Source organism: Streptococcus mitis (assembly GCF_002096855.1).
GTDB lineage: Bacteria > Bacillota > Bacilli > Lactobacillales > Streptococcaceae > Streptococcus > Streptococcus mitis_Y.
Genome location: NZ_NCVH01000030.1, coordinates 175254 through 197622, shown reverse-complemented (window position 1 = coordinate 197622; position 22369 = coordinate 175254). Strand labels below are relative to the sequence as shown.

At 42.6% G+C, this 22369-nt stretch carries 22 protein-coding genes and 1 riboswitch; of the genes, 6 read left to right on the top strand and 16 right to left on the bottom strand.

The genetic code is table 11. The annotated features are described in order from the left end of the window. Positions 1–13: 13 nt before the first annotated feature. The 7 genes from fabG to B7698_RS04975 all read right to left on the bottom strand — a co-directional run bounded on the left by fabG (position 14) and on the right by B7698_RS04975 (position 5364). Positions 14–745 carry a 3-oxoacyl-[acyl-carrier-protein] reductase gene (gene fabG, locus B7698_RS05005; protein ID WP_084864835.1) on the bottom strand — a complete coding sequence of 244 codons (732 nt, stop codon included), beginning with the start codon at positions 743–745 and terminating at the stop codon, positions 14–16. Positions 746–785: 40 nt separating this feature from the next. Further along, positions 786–1709: an ACP S-malonyltransferase gene (fabD, locus tag B7698_RS05000; RefSeq protein ID WP_084864834.1), complete on the bottom strand. Its 924-nt coding sequence runs from the start codon at positions 1707–1709 to the stop codon at positions 786–788. Beyond that, complete coding sequence (gene fabK, locus B7698_RS04995; RefSeq protein WP_084864833.1) at positions 1702–2676, bottom strand: enoyl-[acyl-carrier-protein] reductase FabK; 975 nt, start codon at positions 2674–2676, stop codon at positions 1702–1704. Before fabK ends, fabD begins: the two co-directional genes overlap by 8 nt. Positions 2677–2792: 116 nt before the next feature. Then, positions 2793–3017 (bottom strand): acyl carrier protein, encoded by a 225-nt coding sequence (locus B7698_RS04990; RefSeq protein WP_000257838.1) that lies wholly within the window; start codon positions 3015–3017, stop codon positions 2793–2795. A 59-nt stretch (positions 3018–3076) separates the two neighbouring features. After that, positions 3077–4051 (bottom strand): beta-ketoacyl-ACP synthase III, encoded by a 975-nt coding sequence (locus B7698_RS04985; protein ID WP_084864832.1) that lies wholly within the window; start codon positions 4049–4051, stop codon positions 3077–3079. After that, positions 4051–4485 (bottom strand): fatty acid biosynthesis transcriptional regulator FabT, encoded by a 435-nt coding sequence (gene fabT / locus B7698_RS04980; protein ID WP_000386356.1) that lies wholly within the window; start codon positions 4483–4485, stop codon positions 4051–4053. The genes B7698_RS04985 and fabT overlap by 1 nt, the downstream gene beginning before the upstream one ends. A gap of 93 nt (positions 4486–4578) precedes the next feature. Next, positions 4579–5364 (bottom strand): enoyl-CoA hydratase, encoded by a 786-nt coding sequence (locus tag B7698_RS04975; protein ID WP_084864831.1) that lies wholly within the window; start codon positions 5362–5364, stop codon positions 4579–4581. A 209-nt stretch (positions 5365–5573) separates the two neighbouring features. Between B7698_RS04975 and B7698_RS04970 the strand changes: the two genes are divergently transcribed. The 3 genes from B7698_RS04970 to serS all read left to right on the top strand — a co-directional run bounded on the left by B7698_RS04970 (position 5574) and on the right by serS (position 8800). Continuing rightward, complete coding sequence (locus B7698_RS04970) at positions 5574–6938, top strand: aspartate kinase (protein WP_084864830.1); 1365 nt, start codon at positions 5574–5576, stop codon at positions 6936–6938. Positions 6939–6940: 2 nt separating this feature from the next. Beyond that, positions 6941–7312, top strand: a complete 372-nt coding sequence (locus B7698_RS04965; protein ID WP_033689300.1) for a DUF956 family protein — start codon at positions 6941–6943, stop codon at positions 7310–7312. 213 nt (positions 7313–7525) lie between these two features. Beyond that, positions 7526–8800 carry a serine--tRNA ligase gene (serS, locus tag B7698_RS04960; protein ID WP_033689301.1) on the top strand — a complete coding sequence of 425 codons (1275 nt, stop codon included), beginning with the start codon at positions 7526–7528 and terminating at the stop codon, positions 8798–8800. 23 nt (positions 8801–8823) lie between these two features. Here serS and B7698_RS04955 read toward each other — a convergent pair whose 3' ends face one another. The 6 genes from B7698_RS04955 to zapA all read right to left on the bottom strand — a co-directional run bounded on the left by B7698_RS04955 (position 8824) and on the right by zapA (position 15465). Further along, the gene (locus B7698_RS04955; RefSeq protein WP_084864829.1) at positions 8824–9723 is read right to left on the bottom strand and encodes a TDT family transporter; all 900 of its coding nucleotides are present in this window, start codon (positions 9721–9723) and stop codon (positions 8824–8826) included. A gap of 110 nt (positions 9724–9833) precedes the next feature. Beyond that, on the bottom strand, positions 9834–10382 hold the full coding sequence (locus tag B7698_RS04950; protein ID WP_000206768.1) for a carboxymuconolactone decarboxylase family protein: 549 nt from the start codon (positions 10380–10382) through the stop codon (positions 9834–9836). A gap of 131 nt (positions 10383–10513) precedes the next feature. Beyond that, on the bottom strand, positions 10514–11836 hold the full coding sequence (locus B7698_RS04945) for an alanine/glycine:cation symporter family protein (RefSeq protein WP_000891462.1): 1323 nt from the start codon (positions 11834–11836) through the stop codon (positions 10514–10516). 89 nt (positions 11837–11925) lie between these two features. After that, positions 11926–12014: riboswitch (glycine riboswitch) on the bottom strand. A 164-nt stretch (positions 12015–12178) separates the two neighbouring features. Next, positions 12179–14515 (bottom strand): endonuclease MutS2, encoded by a 2337-nt coding sequence (locus B7698_RS04940; RefSeq protein ID WP_084864828.1) that lies wholly within the window; start codon positions 14513–14515, stop codon positions 12179–12181. A gap of 102 nt (positions 14516–14617) precedes the next feature. After that, entirely contained in the window at positions 14618–15166 is a 549-nt protein-coding gene (locus tag B7698_RS04935; protein ID WP_084864827.1) for a CvpA family protein, read from the bottom strand. Next, entirely contained in the window at positions 15163–15465 is a 303-nt protein-coding gene (gene zapA, locus B7698_RS04930; RefSeq protein WP_000002019.1) for a cell division protein ZapA, read from the bottom strand. Before zapA ends, B7698_RS04935 begins: the two co-directional genes overlap by 4 nt. 86 nt (positions 15466–15551) lie before the next feature. Here zapA and rnhC point away from each other — a divergent pair, with 86 nt between their 5' ends. From rnhC to recD2, 3 genes are all read left to right on the top strand, one after another. Beyond that, entirely contained in the window at positions 15552–16433 is an 882-nt protein-coding gene (gene rnhC, locus B7698_RS04925) for a ribonuclease HIII (protein ID WP_084864826.1), read from the top strand. Positions 16434–16436: 3 nt separating this feature from the next. After that, positions 16437–17051: a signal peptidase I gene (lepB, locus tag B7698_RS04920; protein WP_084864825.1), complete on the top strand. Its 615-nt coding sequence runs from the start codon at positions 16437–16439 to the stop codon at positions 17049–17051. A 234-nt stretch (positions 17052–17285) separates the two neighbouring features. Then, positions 17286–19652: an SF1B family DNA helicase RecD2 gene (recD2, locus tag B7698_RS04910; RefSeq protein WP_084864824.1), complete on the top strand. Its 2367-nt coding sequence runs from the start codon at positions 17286–17288 to the stop codon at positions 19650–19652. Positions 19653–19699: 47 nt separating this feature from the next. Here recD2 and tig read toward each other — a convergent pair whose 3' ends face one another. The 3 genes from tig to B7698_RS04895 all read right to left on the bottom strand — a co-directional run bounded on the left by tig (position 19700) and on the right by B7698_RS04895 (position 22365). Next, positions 19700–20983, bottom strand: a complete 1284-nt coding sequence (gene tig / locus B7698_RS04905; RefSeq protein ID WP_016399077.1) for a trigger factor — start codon at positions 20981–20983, stop codon at positions 19700–19702. An 83-nt stretch (positions 20984–21066) separates the two neighbouring features. Beyond that, positions 21067–21732 (bottom strand): DNA alkylation repair protein, encoded by a 666-nt coding sequence (locus tag B7698_RS04900; protein WP_000050044.1) that lies wholly within the window; start codon positions 21730–21732, stop codon positions 21067–21069. Beyond that, positions 21733–22365, bottom strand: a complete 633-nt coding sequence (locus tag B7698_RS04895) for a response regulator transcription factor (protein ID WP_000698442.1) — start codon at positions 22363–22365, stop codon at positions 21733–21735. Between the last annotated feature and the right edge of the window lie 4 nt (positions 22366–22369).

The window sequence follows — 22369 nt, the reverse complement described above, 5'->3', positions numbered from 1 at the left end:
CCTCTAGCTTCTGCTACATACTTAAGCCACCATCAATGGCAACCACTTGACCAGTTAGATAATCTTGGCCTGCTAAAAATACTGTCAAATCTGCAACCTGCTCTGCTTGCCCAAATTCTTTCATAGGAATTTGTGCCAGCATAGCATCTTTTACCTTGTCTGATAGAACAGCTGTCATATCGGACTCAATCATTCCAGGTGCAATAGCATTAACCCTGATATTGCGATTGGCCACTTCACGCGCCACAGACTTGGTAAAACCAATCAAACCAGCCTTAGAAGCTGCATAGTTAGCTTGACCGATATTTCCCATCAAACCAACAACACTAGACATATTAATGATAGCACCTTCTCTGGCTTTCATCATCGATTTTAAGACTGATTGTGTCATGTTAAAGGCACCAGTCAAGTTAACCTTGAGCACTTTTTCAAAATCTGCTTCTGTCATCTTGAGCATAAGGGTATCTTGGGTAATCCCTGCATTGTTGACCAAAACATCTACTGACCCCATCTCTGCAATAGCTTGATCAACCATACGCTTAGCGTCTGCAAAATCTGACACGTCTCCTGATATAGGAACCACCTTGACACCATAGTTTGAAAACTCAGTTAACAAATCCTCTGAGATTGCCCCACGACTGTTTAAAACAATATTGGCTCCTGCCCGAGCAAACTTGTGGGCAATGGCAAGACCAATTCCACGACTCGAACCTGTAATAAAGATATTTTTATTTTTTAGTTGCATTCTTTTCTCCTGTTTCCTCTTGTATTTATGGGAGAAGGGATTACTTGTTTTCTAGCAAGGCTTCCAAGCTAGCCTGATCTTCAACAGTGGCTAGTTTAGCGGTCTTATCAATTTTTTTGACAAAGCCTGACAAGACTTTCCCCGGTCCAATCTCGATAAAGTTGGTTACGCCTGCTTCTTGCATAAGAGCAATACTTTCATAGAAACGAACTGGCTCCTTGACCTGACGAGTTAAGAGTTCTGCAATTCGTTCTTTTTTCATAACCTTTGCTTCTGTATTGCCAACCAAAGGACAAGCAAAGTCAGAAAACTCAACCTCTGTCAGTGCTTGAGCTAATTTTTGACTAGCAGTTTCCAATAAAGCTGTATGAAAAGGTCCTGAAACCTTGAGAGGAATCAAGCGTTTGGCACCTGCTTCTTGCAAGAGTTCAACAGCTCGATCAACTGCAACCACTTCTCCTCCAATCACGATTTGTGCAGATGTATTATAGTTGGCTGGAGTAACCACTCCAAGTTCAGAAGCTTTTTGACAGACTTCTTCAATAACCTCTACTGGCGTATTGAGAACTGCCACCATCTTACCAGAGCCAGCAGGAGCCGCTTCTTCCATATAGGCGCCACGCTTAGCAACCACGGCTACCGCATCTTCAAAATCCAAGGCACCGCTGGCCACCAAGGCAGAGTATTCTCCAAGAGACAAACCAGCAACCATATCAGGCTGATAGCCCTTTTCTTTCAATAAACGGTAAATCGCAACTGAAGTTGCTAGAATGGCTGGTTGCGTATAGCGGGTCTGATTGAGTTTTTCTTCTTCCGTATCAATAAGATAACGCAAATCATAACCGAGTACCTGACTCGCTTGATCAATCGTTTCTTTGACAATCGGATACTGATTATAGAGTTCCCGTCCCATACCTAGATACTGGGCACCTTGACCAGCAAATAAAAAGGCTGTTTTAGTCATTTCTTACAACTCCTGCCCAACGAGAGGCTTCTTCTTGAATTTTCTTAGCTGCTCCGTAATACAAATCTTTTATGATTTCTTCAACGGTTTCTTCTTTGGAAACAAGGCCTGCAATTTGACCTGCCATAACAGATCCACCATCCACATCTCCGTGAACAACCGCTTTGGCTAGAGCACCTGCTCCCATTTGTTCAAAAATTTCTAAATCTGGATTTTCTTGTTTAAAGGCATCTTTTTCAGCTTGTTCAAAATCACGAGTCAACTGATTTTTAATAGCACGAACAGCATGTCCAAAGTGTTGAGCTGAAATCGTAGTATCAATATCTCTAGCTTTTAATATCTTAGCCTTATAATTTGGATGGGCATTAGACTCTTTTGCAACGACAAAACGCGTTCCAACCTGAACGGCCTCTGCACCTAGCATAAAGCCAGCCGCAGCACCTTCACCATCTGCAATCCCTCCTGCAGCAATAACAGGAATGGATACAGCTGCAGCTACCTGGCGCACCAAGGTCATGGTTGTTAATTTTCCAATGTGTCCCCCAGCTTCCATTCCTTCTGCAATGACAGCGTCTGCTCCGATTTTTTCCATGCGTTTTGCTAGGGCAACACTTGGTACAACTGGAATAACTGTAATACCAGCCTCATGGAAACGTTCCATGTATTTGCTTGGATTTCCTGCGCCTGTTGTCACTACTTTAACACCTTCCTCTATAACGAGGTCTACAATATCTTCCACAAAGGGAGACAAGAGCATGATGTTGACACCAAAGGGTTTATCAGTCAATGATTTGATTTTATCAATATTTGCCTTGACAATTTCTTTAGGGGCATTCCCTCCACCGATAATCCCTAGTCCTCCAGCCTTAGAAACAGCTCCTGCCAAATCACCATCAGCAACCCAGGCCATTCCTCCTTGGAAAATAGGATAATCAATATTCAATAATTCTGTAATACGCGTTTTCATAGTGCCTCCATCGTTTCTTGCTTACGTAATAGTTCGATACCGTCATAATTTGACAATCAAACTATTGCCTAAACAAGAGGGAGCGGGTTTCCCTACTCCTTCTATTTATATTCTGTTTATTTTGTTTGCTCTTCAACATAGGCAACCAAGTCACCAACTGTTTTCAAGTCATCTTCTGCTTCGATTTGGATATCAAAAGCATCTTCGATTTCTGAGATTACTTGGAACAAGTCCAATGAATCTGCGTCCAAATCATCAAAAGTTGATTCAAGTGTTACTTCTGATGCGTCTTTCCCAAGTTCTTCAACGATAATTTCTTGTACTTTTTCAAATACTGCCATGATAGGACTCCTTTAAAATAAATAGTTTTTTTATAACAATGTGTTCACCACATGATTACCTAAATTGTAAGAATGAGCGTGCCCCATGTCAAGCCTCCACCGAAGCCTGATAGTAGAACAGTCTGGCTACCATCTAAACGGATGAGGCCTTGTTCTACACACTCTGAAAGTAAAATCGGGATACTGGCTGCACTGGTATTGCCATATTCCATCATATTGGCTGGAAGTTTGTCTCGGTTAACACCAATTTTTTTAGCCATTTTATCCAAGATACGGTCATTAGCCTGATGAAGTAGCAGATAATCCAAGTCTGTCGCCTCTACAGGAGATTCTTCAATAGTCTGCTTGATAGACTTGGCTACATCCCGAATAGCAAAATCAAAGACTGCGCGTCCATCCATCTTCAAAAATGAATCTGCACTTTCTTGATCTGAAAACGGAGAATGCAAGCCTGAATGTCCATAAGTTAGACACTCGCTACGACTCCCATCACTATTGAGACCCTCTGCCAAGAAATGCTCTTGCTCGCTAGCTTCTAACAAGACACCACCAGCACCATCTCCAAACAAAACAGCTGTTGATCGGTCTGACCAATCGACTGCTTTAGAGAGGGTTTCACTACCAATCACCAAGCCTTTTTGAAAGCGACCAGAAGCGATAAACTTTTCAGCAGTTGAAAGAGCAAATACAAATCCACTACAAGCAGCTGTTAGGTCAAAAGCAAAGGCCTTATTAGCACCAATATTAGCTTGGACACGAGCAGCTGTAGAGGGCATCATCGAATCTGGAGTAATGGTAGCTAGAATGATAAAATCCAGCTCTTCTCCTGTGATTCCAGCTTTTGCAATCAGTTTCTTGGCAACCTCTGTAGCCAAATCACTAGTAGATTCTGTTCTTGAAATATGCCTTTGTCGTATTCCCGTCCGACTTGAAATCCACTCATCATTGGTATCCATAATCTGAGCCAAATCATGATTTGTAACCACTTGCTCTGGCACATAATGAGCAACCTGGCTTATTTTTGCAAAAGCCATTATCTCAAATCCTCCAAAAATTGATAAAGATTAGTCAAACCTTTGCTCATAACCTCCATTTCTTGCTTACTCATACCATCAATGATTTTTTCAACCATGGCCTTGTGGAAGCGTTTATGTAGCCTATGAACCAAGCGACCTTTCTTTGTCAAATGCAGATGTACCACACGTCGATCATGTTCTGAACGAATGCGTTCAATGTAACCCTTGCGTTCGAGATTATTCAAACTAGTCGTAACTGTCCCAAGAGTCACCATCAACTCTTTTGACACTTGACTTGGTGTCACATCTGGAACTTTTCCAATCACATCAATCGTATGCATTTCTTTGATGGAGATATCCTTGAAACGACTACCCCTCAAGCTAACTTCCTCAATAACGAGGACATTGTTAAATATAGATGTTAAATATTCATTAATTCGTTGGTAGTCCAATCTTTCCTTCCCTCCTTTTCAAAAAAACTTTTAGAATCAAAACATTTGACAAAAGAATTATATCAAAGTTCAAAGAATGGTGCAAGTATTTTTTTATTTTCCTGTAAATTTAGGCCGTCTTCTTTCCGAATGAGCCCGAACTCCCTCTTTGAAATCCTCTGTTTGAGCTAAGGATTCCTGTAGGTTCAGTTCTAAAGTAGCATAATCTTGCCAATCTTTGAATTGGCTCTCCCAAATCAACTTCTTAATGGCAGCATAGGAATTGCTTGAACCACGTCTTAATTTTTTTAGAAGCTGTTCTCTGGTTTTATCTAACTTATCAGCTTCAGAAACGCGGTAAACTAGCCCCCACTCTAGAGCTTTTTCTGCATTCAAAGCCTCACCTGTCATAGCTAATTGAGCAGCACGCGTCACACCAATACTTCGACTCAAGAGATGAATCCCACCTGCATCTGGAGCCAAACCAACTCCAACAAAGGCTTGGATAAATTTAGCCTTATCCGTTGCCAGACAGAAATCTGCAGCAACAGCCATATTTGCTGCGGCACCTGCAACTGCCCCATCAACCTCCATCAAGACAGGTTTAGCAATTTGCTTGATTTTATAAGAAATAGTATTGACTAATTCTGCGATTTTCGTCAATGATGGAATATCATCCTCATCGACTGCTCGCTTCATCTCAACCAAATCTCCCCCAACAGAGAAGACTTTGCCATTCGCGTTGATTAAGACAAAATGCACAGCCGGATCCTCTTCTGCCAAAGTCAAAGCTTCTAAAATCTCCTCACACATAGGAATATGAAAACCATTTGCGACCTCGGGACGATTCAAGGTAAGAATTGCCAAATCCTCTTCAAGCTGATAAGTAATGTGTTCCATCTGGGCTCCTTTTTATTTTATAAGCAGTTTAAATTATTTTATTTCCAAAGTATATCTTTTTTAAAATCAGAAAGCAAGAAAAAATCAACTGAAAGTGTCTCAGCCGATTAGAAAGGCTCGCTTTATACTAGAAAGCATCTTATTTTCTTCATTGAAAAAAGGCTTTCTTTCTGCTATAATCGTATAAAATACTTACTTTAGGAGTTCTTATGAAAGTTGTTAAATTTGGAGGTAGCTCTCTTGCCTCTGCTAGTCAATTAGAAAAAGTTTTAAACATCGTCAAAAGCGATCCAGAGCGTCGTTTTGTAGTTGTTTCTGCACCAGGAAAACGCAATGCTGAAGATACTAAGGTTACGGATGCCTTAATTAAATACTACCGCGACTATGTTGCTGGTAACGATATTAGTAAGAGTCAAAACTGGATTATCGACCGCTATGCTGCTATGGTTAGTGAACTAGGTCTTAAACCAGCTGTGCTAGAAAAAATTTCTAAAAGCATTCGTGCCTTAGCCACTCTTCCTATCGAAGAAAACGAATTTCTCTACGATACTTTCCTAGCAGCCGGTGAAAATAACAATGCTAAATTGATTGCTGCCTACTTTAATCAAAACGGGATCGATGCACGCTATGTTCACCCTAGAGAAGCTGGTATTGTGGTCACAAGTGAACCTGGTCACGCTCGCATCATTCCATCAAGTTATGATAAGATTGAAGAATTGACAAATACAAATGAGGTCCTTGTCATTCCTGGTTTCTTTGGAGTTACCAAGGAAAATCAAATCTGTACCTTCTCACGTGGAGGATCAGACATTACAGGTTCTATCATTGCTGCCGGTGTTAAGGCAGACCTCTATGAAAACTTTACAGACGTTGATGGTATCTTTGCGGCTCACCCAGGAATCATTCACCAACCACACTCTATCCCAGAGTTGACCTACCGTGAAATGCGTGAGTTGGCCTATGCAGGCTTCTCAGTCCTTCATGACGAAGCCCTTCTACCTGCCTACCGAGGAAAAATTCCTCTGGTTATCAAGAATACCAACAACCCTGACCACCCAGGTACTCGTATCGTTCTAAAACATAGTAGTGATGAATTTCCAGTTGTGGGAATTGCTGGTGACTCAGGCTTTGTCAGCATCAACATGTCTAAATACCTCATGAACCGTGAGGTTGGATTTGGACGCAAGGTTCTTCAAATCCTTGAAGATCTTAACATCGGTTGGGAACATATGCCAACAGGTATCGACGATCTTTCAATCATCCTCCGTTCTCGCGAACTAACTCCTATCAAGGAAGAAGAAATCCTTCGTCAGTTGGTTCAAAAGGCTGAAGTAGACCATGCAGAAATCGAGCACGACCTTTCAATCATTATGATTGTTGGAGAAAAGATGAAGAGCCATATCGGAGTAACTGCTACTGCGACACGTGCTCTATCTGAAAATAAGATCAACATCCAGATGATGTCTCAAGGTTCTAGTGAAGTATCTATCATGTTTGTTGTCCATAAGGACCAAGAGAAAGCAGCTATTAAAGCCCTCTACAATGCCTTTTTCGGTGAAAGTAAGGAAGACTAAGCATGGCTCAATCACTTAACAAAACAGTGCTCCTCAATACGACAGGCACCTCCTACCTCTCTATAGCTGGGAAAGTTGGGAAATTCCTTGTCGGAGATCAGGCTTTGGAATTTTACCCCGATGTCAATGTTGAACAATTTATCCAGATTCCTTGGAGCCATATCAACCAAATTGGGGCAAATGTCACTGGGCGAAAAATCAGTCGCCACTTCGAAGTCTTTACAGACAGAGGAAAATTCCTCTTTGCTTCAAAAGACTCAGGTGCCATTCTCAAAATTGCTCGTGAAAAACTGGGCAATGACAAGGTCGTGAAACTTCCGACTCTACTCCAGACCATTGGTCAAAAATTTAAAAATCTATTTGCAAAAAAGTAGAAACTTTAGTATAATCATAGCAACGGATAAGTAGGTTATCTTCTTCTTTCAGAAAGTCTGCGGATGCTGCGAGCAGATAGGAGGGATAGGTGAAATTCTACCGTTAGTAACAATTGCATACACAATCAAGTGCACTCCTGTGAAGTTGGATGGAACCGTGGCCCTGCCACTCCAACGCTTTGTCAGGTGTGCTTTTTTCATAAAGGAGTTTTTATGTTAGATATCAAACGTATTCGTACAGACTTTGATGCTGTCGCAGAAAAATTGGCTACACGTGGTGTAGATGCTGCTGTCTTGAATGAGATGAAAGAAATCGATGCTAAACGTCGTGACATCTTGGTCAAAGTTGAAACTCTCAAAGCAGAACGCAACACAGTTTCTGCTGAGATTGCCCAAGCCAAACGCAACAAGGAAAATGCAGATGACAAGATTGCTGCCATGCAAAATCTATCTGCTGAAGTCAAAGCCTTGGATGCTGAATTGGCAGAAATCGATGCTAAATTGACAGAATTTACAACGACTCTTCCAAATATCCCAGCTGACAGCGTTCCTGTTGGAGCTGACGAAGACGACAATGTGGAAGTTCGCCGTTGGGGTACTCCACGCGAGTTTGACTTCGAGCCAAAAGCTCACTGGGATCTTGGTGAAGACCTTGGTATCCTTGACTGGGAACGCGGTGGTAAGGTAACAGGCGCTCGCTTCCTCTTCTATAAAGGCCTCGGTGCTCGTTTGGAACGTGCTATCTACAACTTTATGTTGGATGAACATGGCAAAGAAGGCTATACTGAAGTCATCACGCCTTACATGGTTAACCACGATTCTATGTTTGGGACTGGTCAATATCCAAAATTCAAGGAAGACACTTTTGAACTCAGCGACAGCAATTATGTCCTTATTCCTACAGCTGAGGTTCCTCTAACAAACTACTACCGTGATGAAATCCTGGACGGTAAAGACCTGCCAATCTACTTCACTGCTATGAGTCCTTCATTCCGTTCTGAGGCTGGTTCAGCTGGTCGTGATACTCGTGGCTTGATTCGTTTGCACCAATTCCACAAGGTTGAAATGGTTAAATTTGCCAAACCAGAAGAATCTTACGAAGAATTGGAAAAAATGACAGCAAATGCTGAAAATATCCTTCAAAAACTCAACCTTCCATACCGTGTCGTTGCTCTCTCTACTGGAGATATGGGCTTCTCAGCTGCTAAGACTTACGACTTGGAAGTTTGGATTCCAGCGCAAAATACCTACCGTGAAATCTCAAGTTGTTCAAACACAGAAGATTTCCAAGCCCGTCGTGCCCAAATCCGTTACCGTGATGAAGCAGACGGCAAGGTGAAACTCCTCCATACCTTGAACGGTTCTGGACTTGCAGTTGGACGTACAGTGGCTGCTATTCTTGAAAACTACCAAAATGAAGATGGTTCTGTGACCATCCCAGAAGCACTTCGTCCATACATGGGTGGAGCTGAAGTTATCAAACCATAAAAATAAGGTTTAGCTATTTCTAGCTAAACCTTTTTTCGTAACCAATTCAGATAAGATCCTAATACAAAGACTAAAATAATTAAGCAAATAGCGGTTTCAGTCAATACCAGATAATCCAGAAATGGAAGTTTCAAGATTCCCTGAGCCATCTTGAGCGAAGTAGCTGTGATAATGGTTGGGAAAGTGAGGGCTGAGAAGGCTGGTTGAAAACCTTGTTTTAAAATATTGGGCAGGCGAGTCAAAACAAAGAAAAAGAAGGATTGGGAAGACAAAATCATAACAACTAAGATCCAAGTCGGTAGGCTGGCACCTCCAACTCGAACCAGAGAAGCCAAAAGTAAAGAAAAGGGAGCACAGTAGATTCCTTCCTGTCCAAGCAGGGCTAGTGGGAGTGGAGTTTTCTTTAAATCACTATAAATAAGTGGATAGAGATAGAAGGTTAGGAGAAAACCAAAACTCAAGGTTGCATAGGCAATTTCGATGATACCGACAAGAGGATAGGTCAAAGCTGCCACTGCTATCCCAACATAGAGAACCGTCCAGCTAGGAGTCGCATGAACCCTCCGACCCGGATAAGCAAACTTGATGGTGAAACCAGCAATCAAGGCCAAATCCAAGAGAAATGAAAACCACCAGAGCCCTTGCGCTACCAAAGGAAGATGAGGGAAGACGCGAAAAACATAGGTAGATAAAATCATCCCAGCCATGGGAAAGGTGGCCATTCCTGACAAAAGAGGGGGCTTGGTCAATTCTTGCTTGGTTTCTTTCCAATTAAAGAGATGCAGAATTAGAAAGTAAGTCCACAAAACCAAACCTGTCAGACTAAAAAGATGGGACAGAACCGGCAACGTATCTAAAATAAGATTTCCAGCTCCTGCCAAACCTAGCAAACAACCAGAAAATACTAAGGGGAGTTTTTTCATCCTAACCTCCAATAATCATGTTAGTTTCAGTATAGCATAAAAGCGCTTAAATGAGGATTTAAAAAAACGAAGTCCAATTATTTTAGACTTCATTTTTACTCAGATATGAATTAAGCATAAGGTTGCAATTCTGGGTTAATTGGTGTATTGGCTAGGTTGTTGGCATAGTTACAGAGGCTTGCTAGGCTGACACCAAGAACCACATCCAAGGCATTTTGTTGGGTGTAGCCTGCTTCTAAAAACTCAGCTAAGGCTTCATCTCCTACACGACCCTTGGTATTGATAACTGCCAAGGTAAACTTAGCTAGGGTGTCCAATTTAGGATCTGTTTCAATTGGAGTACGATTGCGGAGGGCTTGCAGAAGATCATCGTTCATCTGGATTTGTTTGATGGAAAAGGCGGTGTGACCTGCGACACAGAAGGCACAACCATTGGTCACAGCTGCCGTGATTTGCACTACTTCACGCTCAACAGGCGTCAAGCTGTTACGACGATTGATGGCTCCGACAGTTCTGTAGGCTTCTAAAGCAGTTGGTGCATTAGCCAAGAGACCGATTAGGTTGGGAATATAGCCATTGTTATCTTTTTCTACTGTTTCAAGAACTTCTTTCACTTCTGCTGGTGCTGATTCGACTGTATGAATTGTAAATGTTGTCATCATAAAACCTCTTTTCATGTTGTTGAAATCTAGTCTATCACAGATTCTATACCGTGTATAATATATATTTTAAATTACACTGATAGAAATTTTTTATGAAAGCAAAAAATCACACGCGATGTGTGATTTCATTATTTATTAAAATACTTTTTAGTCTCAGCAATAACGACTGGCGATAAAACTAAGAGGGCAATCAAGTTCGGCAGAGCCATCAAGGCATTGACAATATCTGCGATAATCCAAACCATATCCAACTCGATAAATCCTCCCAACAAGACCATGAGTACAAAGACCACACGGTAGAGCCAGATAAAGCGAACCCCAAAGAGAAACTCGAAACAACGTTCTCCGTAATAGTTCCAACCTAGAATCGTTGTAAAGGCAAAGAGTACAAGGAAGATGGTCAAAAGGGCAGGTCCAAAGTGTGAAAAGACTGTTGAGAAGGCTGACTGAGTCAAGGCAACCCCATTCAAATCACCACTCCAAACACCAGTCACCAAGATGGTCAAACCAGTCAGAGTACAGATAATGAGGGTGTCAATAAAGGTTCCTGTCATGGAAATCAAGCCTTGCTCTACCGGTTCATTTGTCTTAGCTGCAGCTGCTGCAATGGGAGCAGAACCCAGACCAGACTCATTTGAAAACACACCACGCGCCACACCATTTTGAATAGCCATCCGAATGCTGGCACCGGCAAATCCACCTACTGCAGCAACCGGACTAAAAGCCGATGTCAATATTAAAGCGATTGTGGCAGGGATTTTCCCAATATTAAAGAAAATAACTGTAAGAGTTCCCAAGATATAAATAATAGCCATAAAAGGAACAACAGTAGTTGAAACCTTAGAAATGGACTTGAGGCCACCAAAGACTGCAATCGCTACAAAGACAGACAAAACGAGAGCGGTAATAGCTGGCGAAATAGTCGTCGTATTTTGGATAGATTCTGTAATCGAGTTAACTTGAGTGAAGGTCCCGATTCCCAATAAAGCTACTAACACACCTGCCAGGGCAAAGAAGATGGCAAGGGGACGCCACTTTTCTCCCATCCCTAGAAGGATATAGTGCATGGGGCCTCCCGCCACTGCACCATGGTCGTCCTTGGTACGGTATTTGATAGCTAGTAGTCCTTCCGCATACTTGGTAGCCATCCCAAAGAAAGCAGCCATCCACATCCAAAAGAGGGCTCCTGGGCCACCGACCTTGATAGCCGTCGCCACCCCGATAATATTTCCCGTACCAACTGTCGCTGCGAGTGCTGTACACAAGGCCGCAAAACTGGATACATCACCATGTCCCTTATCCTTGGTAAAAATAAGCTGGAAGGCCTTGGGCAGACGCAAAACCTGCAAAAGTCCTAGACGAGCAGTTAGGTAAATCCCTGTCCCGACCAAGAGAATCAAGAGGGGTGGGCCCCAAGCAAAAGCATCGATTGATTTAAGCAATTCTAACATTCCTTCTCCTATCTTTTCAACCCCAAAAGAAAGAGCACATGCAAGATACATGTACTCTGGAATGCTTAGATAAATGCTAAAAAGCGGTCTATCCTAGCTCTGTCCTTTTACCTGAGAGTTTGAGCAGTTGCCTGCCTTGCCCCTTCGGTGCCTTTACGGTCTCTCCAGAGTTCCGTCCATTTACAGTCATGGAAAATCAAACGATTTACCACTTCTATTAAACTTCATTCGGTGTTGGTATTTAATTGATTCTTATTTTACAAAAAATGTTGGCTTTTGTCAATGTGTTTATTAGTAAAAATTAGTTCAACAGTTTTTACTTTATGAATTCCGAAATACTTCTTATCCTTTAAAGGTGACAATAGTCGCACCACTGCCTCCAGCATTTTGTGGGGCATAGCCGAAATTCTTGACATGTTTGTTTCTTTGTAGATATTTGGTGACACCTTCACGGATGACACCTGTTCCGATACCATGGATGATATCAACTTGAGCCATATTATTAAGCAAGGCTTGGTCTATAAAGGCATCTAGCTCATTCATGGCTTCTTCATAACGTTTGCCTCGAAGGTCCAGTCTGGCTTGTGGGCCACGACCAGAAGTTCGTTTCACAACATTGACTTGTTTCTTCTTGATTTGCTTTTCTTGCTGGGCTTGAACAAGATCAAACTCTTTCTCTTCTAAGGTCATCTTAATCAAACCGACTTGGGCTTCCCAGCGGCCGTCCTTGAGTTGACTGGTCAAGGTACCACGCTGTCCGTAACTGAGCACCACGATATCATCTCCCACCTTTGGAGCTCGTTTTTTCTTGGCCTTTTGAAGGACCTTGTTTTTGGACAAGTCTACTTTTTCAGGAGCCAATTTTTTCAGCTTGGCCTTGGCTTCAATGATTTCGTGGGGTTTGAGTTGAGATTTACTGTGGAGATTTTTGAGAATCTGGTCACTTTCACTTAGGGCCATATCCACAATCTCAGCAGCTTGTTCACGCGCTTTGTTAAGCTCGGTTTCCTTTTCACGATTGAGTTCGTTGTAAAGTTTTTTGAGAGCACGATTCATCTTGAGATTTTCTTGCTCCACCTCACGGATATTGTCCAAGCGTTTACGACTTTCAAGCGTCTGCTCTTCCAGTTGTTCAATGATTCGGTTGACATCATTGTCCTGATCGACCTGCTGACTGGCATCTCCTACGATAACTTCAGATAGACCTAAACGTTTAGCAATTTCAAAAGCATTGCTTCGGCCAGGCACACCCTGCATAAAGCGATAGGTCGGGCGAAGAGTCGCAGTATCAAACTCCATACTGGCATTTTGCACAAAGGCTGTCTCAATACCGTAGGCCTTGAGTTCCGGATAGTGGGTCGTCGCCATGGTCTTGACTTGACGCAGGCGAAGGTCTTCCAGAATAGCCATAGCAAGAGCGGCTCCTTCTTGAGGATCTGTACCAGCTCCTAACTCATCCAAGAGCAAGAGTGAATGTTGGTTGACCTTGCCAAGAATATCCACAATATTGGTCATGTGGCTAGAGAAGGTAGACAAGCTCTGCTCAATAGATTGCTCATCTCCAATATCGGCAAAGATTTCTTCAAAAATACCCACACGACTTCCCTTGTCTGCTAAAATCGGCAAACCAGACTGGGCCATAATCTGCGTCAAGCCCAGAGTTTTAAGCATGATGGTCTTCCCACCTGTATTGGGACCTGTAATAACAATCGCTGTTAAATCTTGACCAAAATGGACATCATTTGCGACGGCATTTTTGACCAAAGGATGGCAGACATGGAGCAGTTGAATCTCTTGATTTTCTGATAGCTGAGGAACGACTGCTTGCCTTTCTTGGATAAATCGAACCTTGGCACGAATCAAGTCCAGATGGCCGATAATCCAAGCATCATTAGCAATATCAGCCACATGAGGGCGGACACGTTCAGAAATTTCTTGGAGAATGCGAAGCATTTCATAGCGCTCATCTGCTCGAAGACTAGCAATATCTTCGCTCAGTTTGACCACCTCACGGGGTTCGATATAGACGGTGTTTCCACTAGCAGAAATATCATGAACGACCCCTGCAATCTTATTGCGGTAGGTGTTTTTGACTGGTAAAACCTGACGGCCATTTCTGCTGGCAATAATCCCTTCTGTCAACATCTGCGCTTTTTGCTTGAGCAAGTCCTGTAAAACATCGCGTACCTGACTCTCGCTATCATGGATTTTTCGACGGATGCGCGCCAATTCTTCACTGGCAAAATTTTCAATGAAACCTGCATCATTAAAGGCTTGGAGATTTCCTTGTAATTGCGGAAAATCATGTAATTTCTCAAACCAGAGGGCTAATTCTTCCAAGCTGACATTTTCCAGATTGGCGTAAAAACTTTGCAGTTCTCGGCTGGCAAGAAGCACGCGCTTCAAGAGCAGGAACTCCTCAATATTGAGGTCCGCCCCCATCTCCAAACGCTTGCAGACTCCTGCGATTTCCTTGGTTGCAAGAATCGTAAAATGTGGTTGCTCGACGAAAAGAGCCTGCATTTCCTTCATCTCAGCAAAAGCCTGTTTGATTTTATCTGCTTTGGCAGTCGGAACCAGTTGTCTCAATTGCTCCAAGCCCTGCTCGGTCAACAAATGGGGTTCAAACAAGGCCTTGACCTTATTGAACTCTAATGTTTCTAATATTTTCTTATTCATCTTTATTTCCTTGTCTTTGAATGTCTAGGTGTGGTAGCTTTTTACATTCTGATAGATTCTAGTCAATCTGTAAACAAAGGGCTAGGAAAATTCCTGCCCTTTTTATCCGATTAAATTTGTCACCCAGATTTGTTTGAGCCAACTGGTTGTTACCGGTATGCTCTGGATGATGTGTTTTGCGACGATACTCTTTTCAAGAGGATTTTGTATAGCCGCCATGGGAATGGTCGCCAAGATTGTCAAGGCCATTTGCAAGACAAATAAGGTCACCAACATGGACAAGATACCTGCTGAAACTTGGAACAACTTGCCACCCAGTTTTTTACTAGGAAGTAAGTGCAAAAGGAGACCAAGCAAACGACCGATGCTATAGACAACCCCGAAAACCAACAAGTAGCCGATACCTGCGTAAAAGACCTTATCCAACTGAAAGAGTTGATCCGATGGGAAAAAGAAAGTTCCCTGACCTTCCTGCGGATTTGCATAAGGGACCAACAAATGAAATTGCTCTCCAAGTCCCTTATAAAACTGGCCAGCCACAAAAGCCGATGCCATGGCTGAAATCAGGTAATAAACCTGCAAGAGCAGGCCTCTCCGATAGCCGATATAAAATCCCCAAGCCAAGACCAATAGAAGAAGGAGTGAAATCATAAGGAATCCTCAATCTTGCTCTGTTCTTGCTTACAAGTCACAAGCTTGTGACGGAGTTCTTCTAATTCTTGCTCCTTATCGTCAAATTCAATCTCACGACTGAGTTGAGTTGACAAACAGTTGACTGCCAACAAAAGAGCGATTGTTTCATCGTCTGCACTAGGCATTTGTTCTTTAATTGCTTGGTATTTTTCTGTCGCAACCTTGGCGATTTCCTCCATAAAAAGGTTATCATGCTCGCTTGTCAAGGTTAATGATTTTTTCCCGAATGTAAATTTGAATCGATTTAGATTTGCCATAAAATTCACCTCACGATATTATACCAAAATTCGCTAATTTTGTCAGTTTTTACAAATTTGCCTGCTTTTATGGTACAATAGAAACTATGGCAAGTATAACACTCACACCAAGCGAAAAGGAGATTCAGGCTTTTCTTGAACACTATCAAACTAGTCTGGCTCCCAGTAAAAACCCCTATATTCGCTACTTTTTGAAACTGCCTCAAGCAACCGTTTCTATCTATACTTCTGGAAAGGTCTTGCTTCAGGGTGAAGGAGCTGAGAAATACGCTCGTTTCTTTGGCTATCAGGTTGTAGAGGAAACCAGGGGGCAAAATCTTCCTTTGATTGGGACGGATGAGGTTGGAAATGGTTCCTACTTTGGTGGACTTGCAGTTGTGGCTTCCTTTGTCACACCTGACCAGCACGACTTCTTGCGAAAACTCGGTGTGGGAGATTCTAAAACTCTGACCGACCAAAAGATTCGTCAGATTGCCCCTATCCTCAAGGAAAAAATCCAGCACCAGGCACTACTTCTCTCACCAAGCAAGTACAACGAAGTCATCGGGGACCGCTACAACGCTGTTTCGGTTAAGGTTGCCCTCCATAATCAGGCTATCTATCTCCTCCTTCAAAAAGGTATTCAGCCTGAGAAAATTGTGATTGATGCCTTTACCAGTTCTAAAAATTATGACAAGTACTTGGCACAAGAGGCCAATCGTTTCAGCAATCCTATCAGCTTAGAAGAAAAGGCTGAGGGCAAATACTTGGCTGTCGCAGTTTCTTCCATCATTGCGCGTGATCTCTTTCTGGAAAATCTTGAAAATCTAGGACGAGAACTGGGCTATCAACTTCCAAGTGGAGCTGGAACGGCTTCTGATAAGGTGGCTAGCCAGATTTTGCAAGCCTATGGTATGCAGGGACTCAACTTCTGCGCCAAACTGCACTTTAAAAATACTGAAAAAGCGAAAAAACGCTTAGAAAGGTAAGTTATGAATTCATTTAAACATTTCCTAAAAGAGTGGGGATTGTTCCTCCTAATTCTGTCATTACTAGCTTTAAGTCGTATCTTTTTTTGGAGCAATGTTCGCGTAGAAGGGCATTCCATGGATCCTACCCTAGCGGATGGCGAAATCCTCTTTGTTGTTAAGCATCTCCCTATTGACCGTTTTGATATCGTGGTTGCCCATGAGGAAGATGGCAATAAGGACATTGTCAAACGTGTCATCGGAATGCCTGGCGATACCATCCGTTACGAAAACGATAAACTTTACATCAATGACAAAGAGACGGACGAACCTTATCTAGCTGACTACATCAAACGTTTCAAGAATGACAAACTCCAAAGCACCTATTCAGGCAAGGGTTTTGAAGGAAATAAAGGAACTTTCTTTAGAAGTATTGCTGAAAAAGCCCAAGCCTTCACAGTTGATGTCAACTACAACACCAATTTTAGCTTTACTGTCCCAGAAGGAGAATACCTTCTCCTCGGAGATGACCGCTTGGTTTCGAGCGACAGCCGCCACGTAGGTACCTTCAAAGCAAAAGATATCACAGGGGAAGCTAAATTCCGCTTCTGGCCAATCACCCGTATCGGAACATTTTAAGAGACCTAAGAGGCCGAGAATCAAGAATCTCAGCCTCTTCTTCTATCGTAAGAAGATGATTATTCTCTACCCAGTCTAACTAGGATAGAAACAAAGTTATACTCAATGAAAATCAAAGAGCAAACTAGGAAGCTAGCCGCAGGCTGTACTTGAGTACGGCAAGGCGAAGCTGACGTGGTTTGAATTTGATTTTCGAAGAGTATTAACTCTCACCTATTTATGCAAAGGAATCTTATGGAAGTTTATTTTTCAGGAACCATTGAACGGATTATTTTTGAAAATCCCAGCAATTTTTATCGCATCCTCCTCCTAGAAATCGAAGATACGGACGCAGAGGATTTTGATGATTTTGAAATCATTGTTACTGGCACCATGGCTGATGTGATTGAGGGAGAAGACTATACTTTTTGGGGACAAATTGTCCAGCACTCCAAGTATGGGGAGCAACTGCAAATCAGCCGATATGAACGCGCAAAACCAACTAGCAAGGGCTTGGTTAAGTACTTTTCAAGTAGCCATTTCAAGGGGATTGGTCTCAAGACTGCTCAGAAAATTGTGGATACCTATGGCGAAAATACCATTGACGAAATTTTGCAATACCCAGAAAAGTTAGAAGGTATCGCAGGACTCTCTGCCAAAAATCGCGAGACTTTCGTCTCTACTCTCCGCCTCAACTACGGAACCGAGATGGTTTTGGCCAAACTTGCCAACTACGGCATTCCCAACAAACTAGCCTTTCAGATTCAAGACTTTTACAAGGAAGAAACCCTTGATGTGGTTGAAAATTATCCCTACCAGCTGGTTGAGGATATCAAGGGTTTGGGCTTTACCATTGCTGACCAACTAGCGGAAGAACTAGGCATCGAAAGTCAGGCTCCTGAACGCTTCCGCGCCGGTCTAGTTCATAGTCTTTTTCAGGCCTGTATGGAAACAGGGGACACCTATGTTGAAGCACGGGATTTATTAGAACAAACCCTTACTCTCCTTGAATCTTCCCGCCCCGTGGAACTGGATCCCAGCCAAGTAGCCCAAGAGCTCTCCTACTTGATCGAAGAAGACAAGGTTCAGCAGATTGATACCAAGATTTTTGACAACAGCCTCTTCTTCGCTGAGGAAGGCATCCGCAGTCACTTGGTTCGTATCCTTGAAAAAGGAAAACAGAAGAGTCATGATTTAGAAACCATTCAAAAACATATCGCTACTGTCGAAGAAGATCTGGAGATTGAGTATGATAACATTCAAAAACAGGCTATCTATGATGCTATCCAGAACAAGGTCTTTATCCTGACAGGTGGACCTGGTACTGGTAAGACAACTGTTATCAATGGTATCATCGCTGTTTATGCCCTTTTGGAAGGACTTGACCTCAGGAAAAAAAGCAACCTGCCGATTCTTCTTGCTGCTCCAACTGGCCGAGCCGCTAGGCGCATGAATGAATTGACAGGCTTGCCTAGCGCGACCATACACCGTCATTTAGGAATGACAGGTGATGATGATACCAGTCATCTGGAAGATTATCTAGATGCTGACTTTATCATCGTAGATGAATTTTCCATGGTGGATACTTGGCTGGCCAACCAACTCTTCTCCAACATCTCTTCTGACAGCAAGATCCTCATCGTGGGTGACAGCGACCAGTTGCCGTCTGTCAGTCCTGGACAGGTTCTAGCGGATCTGCTTCATATTCCCTTGATTCCTCAGACTCGCTTGGAAAAAATTTATCGACAAAGCGAAGAATCAACTATCGTTACCCTAGCTAGTCAGATTAGACAGGGTATCCTGCCAGCTGATTTCACCCAGAAAAAAGCAGACCGTTCCTACTTTGAAATTGCTAGTGCCCATATCCCTGCTACTATTGAGAAAATCTTAGGTGCTGCCCTAAGAAGTGGTATCCCTGCCCGTGATATCCAAGTTCTGGCTCCCATGTACCGAGGGACTGCAGGAATTGATGCTATCAATCAGCTCATGCAAGACCTCCTGAACCCACCACAAAAAGACCAACTCAGTTTTGAAGCTCCCCAGTGCCACTATCGTAAGGGAGATAAGGTCATTCATTTGGTCAACGATGCTGAAATCAATGTCTTTAATGGAGATTTAGGAGCCATCACAGATCTGATTCCTGGTAAATACACCGAGTCGAAGCAAGATGAGATTGTCATTGATTTTGATGGCAACGAGGTCTCTTACCCACGTAACGAATGGTACAAAATTCGCTTGGCCTATGCCATGAGTATCCATAAGTCTCAGGGAAGTGAGTTCCCTGTTGTCATCCTACCGATTACCAGTGCTAGCCGACGTATGCTGGAGCGCAATCTCATCTATACAGCCATTACTCGCGCCAAAAGCAAACTTATCTTACTAGGCGAATTACAGGCGTTCGATTATGCAACCCAACACATCGGAACTGCCCGAAAAACCTATCTGATTGAACGCTTCAGTGATTTATTGGAGAATGTTGAAGAAAAACAACAAGCTATCTCTGAAACTGCCACATCAAGTGCAACTGAACAATCCTACATCCTGACCGAAGAAAACTGGGACAGCATCCCAGCCATGATTGGGATTACAGACGCAGACCTCAAAGAGATTTTTGGAAAATAGTGCACAAGAAAACCCACCAATTCAGGTGGGATTTTTGTTTATTAATATTATTTAACTGTTGCTGTGCTTGTGATCAACTCAACAGCTTTTTTGATTGTGATATCATGTTTCAACATATCAGCTGAAAGCAAGCTTTGTACTTGTGCAACTTCCATGTTGTAATCTGCAGCCAATTGCTCAACTTCTTTTTGGATTTCTTCTTCTGAAGCATCAAATCCTTCAGCTTTGGCAACTGCTTCGATAACAAGGTTAGTCTTAGTACGTGACTCAGCTTCTGCTTGGTATTGGTTGTGAAGGTCTTCTTGAGTAGTTCCAGTGATTTGGAAGTACATGTCAGGGTTGATACCTTGACGTTGCAAGTTTCCAAGGAATTCGTTTACTGAGCGGTGAACTTCTTCGTGAATCATTTCTTCTGGAAGTTCTACGATTTCAGCGTTTTCTACAGCTTTATCAATTGCTGCACCTTCAACTGCATCTTTGTAAGCTTCTTCTTTAGCAGCAGCCAATTCCTTACGGTATTTTTCTTTCAATTCAGCAAGTGTTTCAACTTCTTCGTCGATGTCTTTTGCAAGTTCATCGTCAAGAGCTGGAACTTCTTTAGCTTTTACTTCGTGGATAGTTGTTACGAATTTAGCTTCTTTACCTGCAAGATCTTCTGCTTGATAGTCTTCTGGGAATGTTACGATAACATCAACAGTTTCGCCAGCTGAGTGACCTACCAATTGGTCTTCGAAACCAGGGATGAATTGACCTGAACCAAGTCCAAGTGAGAAGTTTTCACCTTTTCCGCCATCAAATTCAACACCATCGATAGAACCAACGAAGTCGATGACAACAGTGTCGCCATTTTCAGCAGCAGCTTCCTTGATAACCAATTCAGCCAAGTTGTTGCGTTCGCGTTCGATACGCTCTTCAACGTCAGCGTCAGTTACTTCTTTTTCTACATCTACTGATACTTCAAGGTTTTTGTAGTCACCCAATTTTACTTCAGGTTTTGTAACGACTTCAGCAGTGATAACCCAGTCTTGACCTTTTTCCATTGAAGTTACGTCAATTTTTGGTTGTGCAACGACTTCAAGACCAGCTTCTTTTACAGCTGCTTCATAAGCGTTTGGCAAAAGAGCGTTCATAACGTCTTGGTAAAGTGACTCTTCACCAAATTTTTTGTCGAAGATAGGACGTGGAAGGTGACCTTTACGGAAACCTGGAACATTAAGAGATTTCTTCACTGAGTTGAAGACACGATCCAATTCTGGTTTGATTTGGTCTTGAGAGATGGTGAAAGTCAAGACACCACGGTTTGTTTCTTTGTTTTCAAATGATACAGACATTCTGTCATTTCTCCTTAAAATTTTTTAAATACAGTCTATTATAACATAAATGGACGACTTTTTTCAAGTAATGAATGCGCTTTTCAATGATGGGAGAGGTACTTGCTTGCTTCTTTGATACTAAGGTCAGCCATTCTTTCCTTGTTTTTCTCAATGAAGCATGCTACCCAAGCTGGATTCGTTTTGGAGTAGTCTCTCAGAGCCCAGCCAATGGCTTTATTGATAAAGAATTCTGTTTGATTCAAATTATGAAGCAGAATCTTTTCCAGTAATTGAACATTGGTCTTCTCTTTTCTTAACAACTGGTGGTCAATAGCGACGCGTCTCAACCAGATATTGTCTGACAGGCTCCATTGGAGAATTATTTTTTCCAGTTCCTGCTTGTCATACACCAAACTCCCTACTACTCGATCTAGGATATCCACCGTATCCCACCAAGACTTGGTAACAACCAACTGCTCTAGCTTAGGCAAATCGCTGTCCTTTAGATAAGACTGCATTGCTTTCAAATAATTAGCAGCTACATACTGGTATTCTCTATACTCTTTTTCCCAGCAAGTATCTAAAAAATCCCAATCGATGGCCCTTGTTTTTTTCGCTTTTGGAAAGTATTTTTTATAGAGTTTATTTCTTTCAGGCGCCGCAATGCCTAGAAAGGAAAATTGATGGCGCATATAGGCTTCCATGGCCCCTGCTTTTTGAGAATCTTTTGCGGCTTCTAGCTCCACAAGCAAATCTGCTAGACTCATCTAAAACTCCTCATGCCTCACCAAGTGGTGCTGAAAGGCATAGACTGCAGCCTGGGTACGATCGCTGACTTCAAGTTTGGCTAGGATATTAGACACATGGGTCTTGACCGTCTTGAGAGAGATAAAAAGTTCGTCTGCTATACGCTGATTTTCGTAGCCCTTGGCGATAAGTTGGAGAACATCTCGCTCACGCGCAGTCAGGTCCTCATGTAGTTCTATGTGATTGCGGTGGTATTCGACTTTTTTGCTGACCTCTTGCTCAATGGCCAACTCGCCAGCAGCCACCTTACGAACAGCATGGAGTAGTTCGTCTGCACTAGAAGTCTTGAGCATATATCCCCTAGCACCAGCATTTAAGACAGGCATGATTTTTTCATTGTCTAAGTAAGAGCTCACAATCAAAATCTTGGCTTCAGGCCATTCTTTGAGGATAGCCAAGGTCGCGTCAATCCCATTCATCTCAGGCATAACGATATCCATGACAATGACATCTGGACGCAATTCCAAGGCTAAGTCAATGCCTTGAGATCCGTTGGTAGCCTCACCCACAACTTCTACATCGTCTTGGAGGTCAAAGTAGCTTTTCAAGCCCAATCGGACCATTTCATGGTCATCTACTAGTAAAATTTTCATCTTT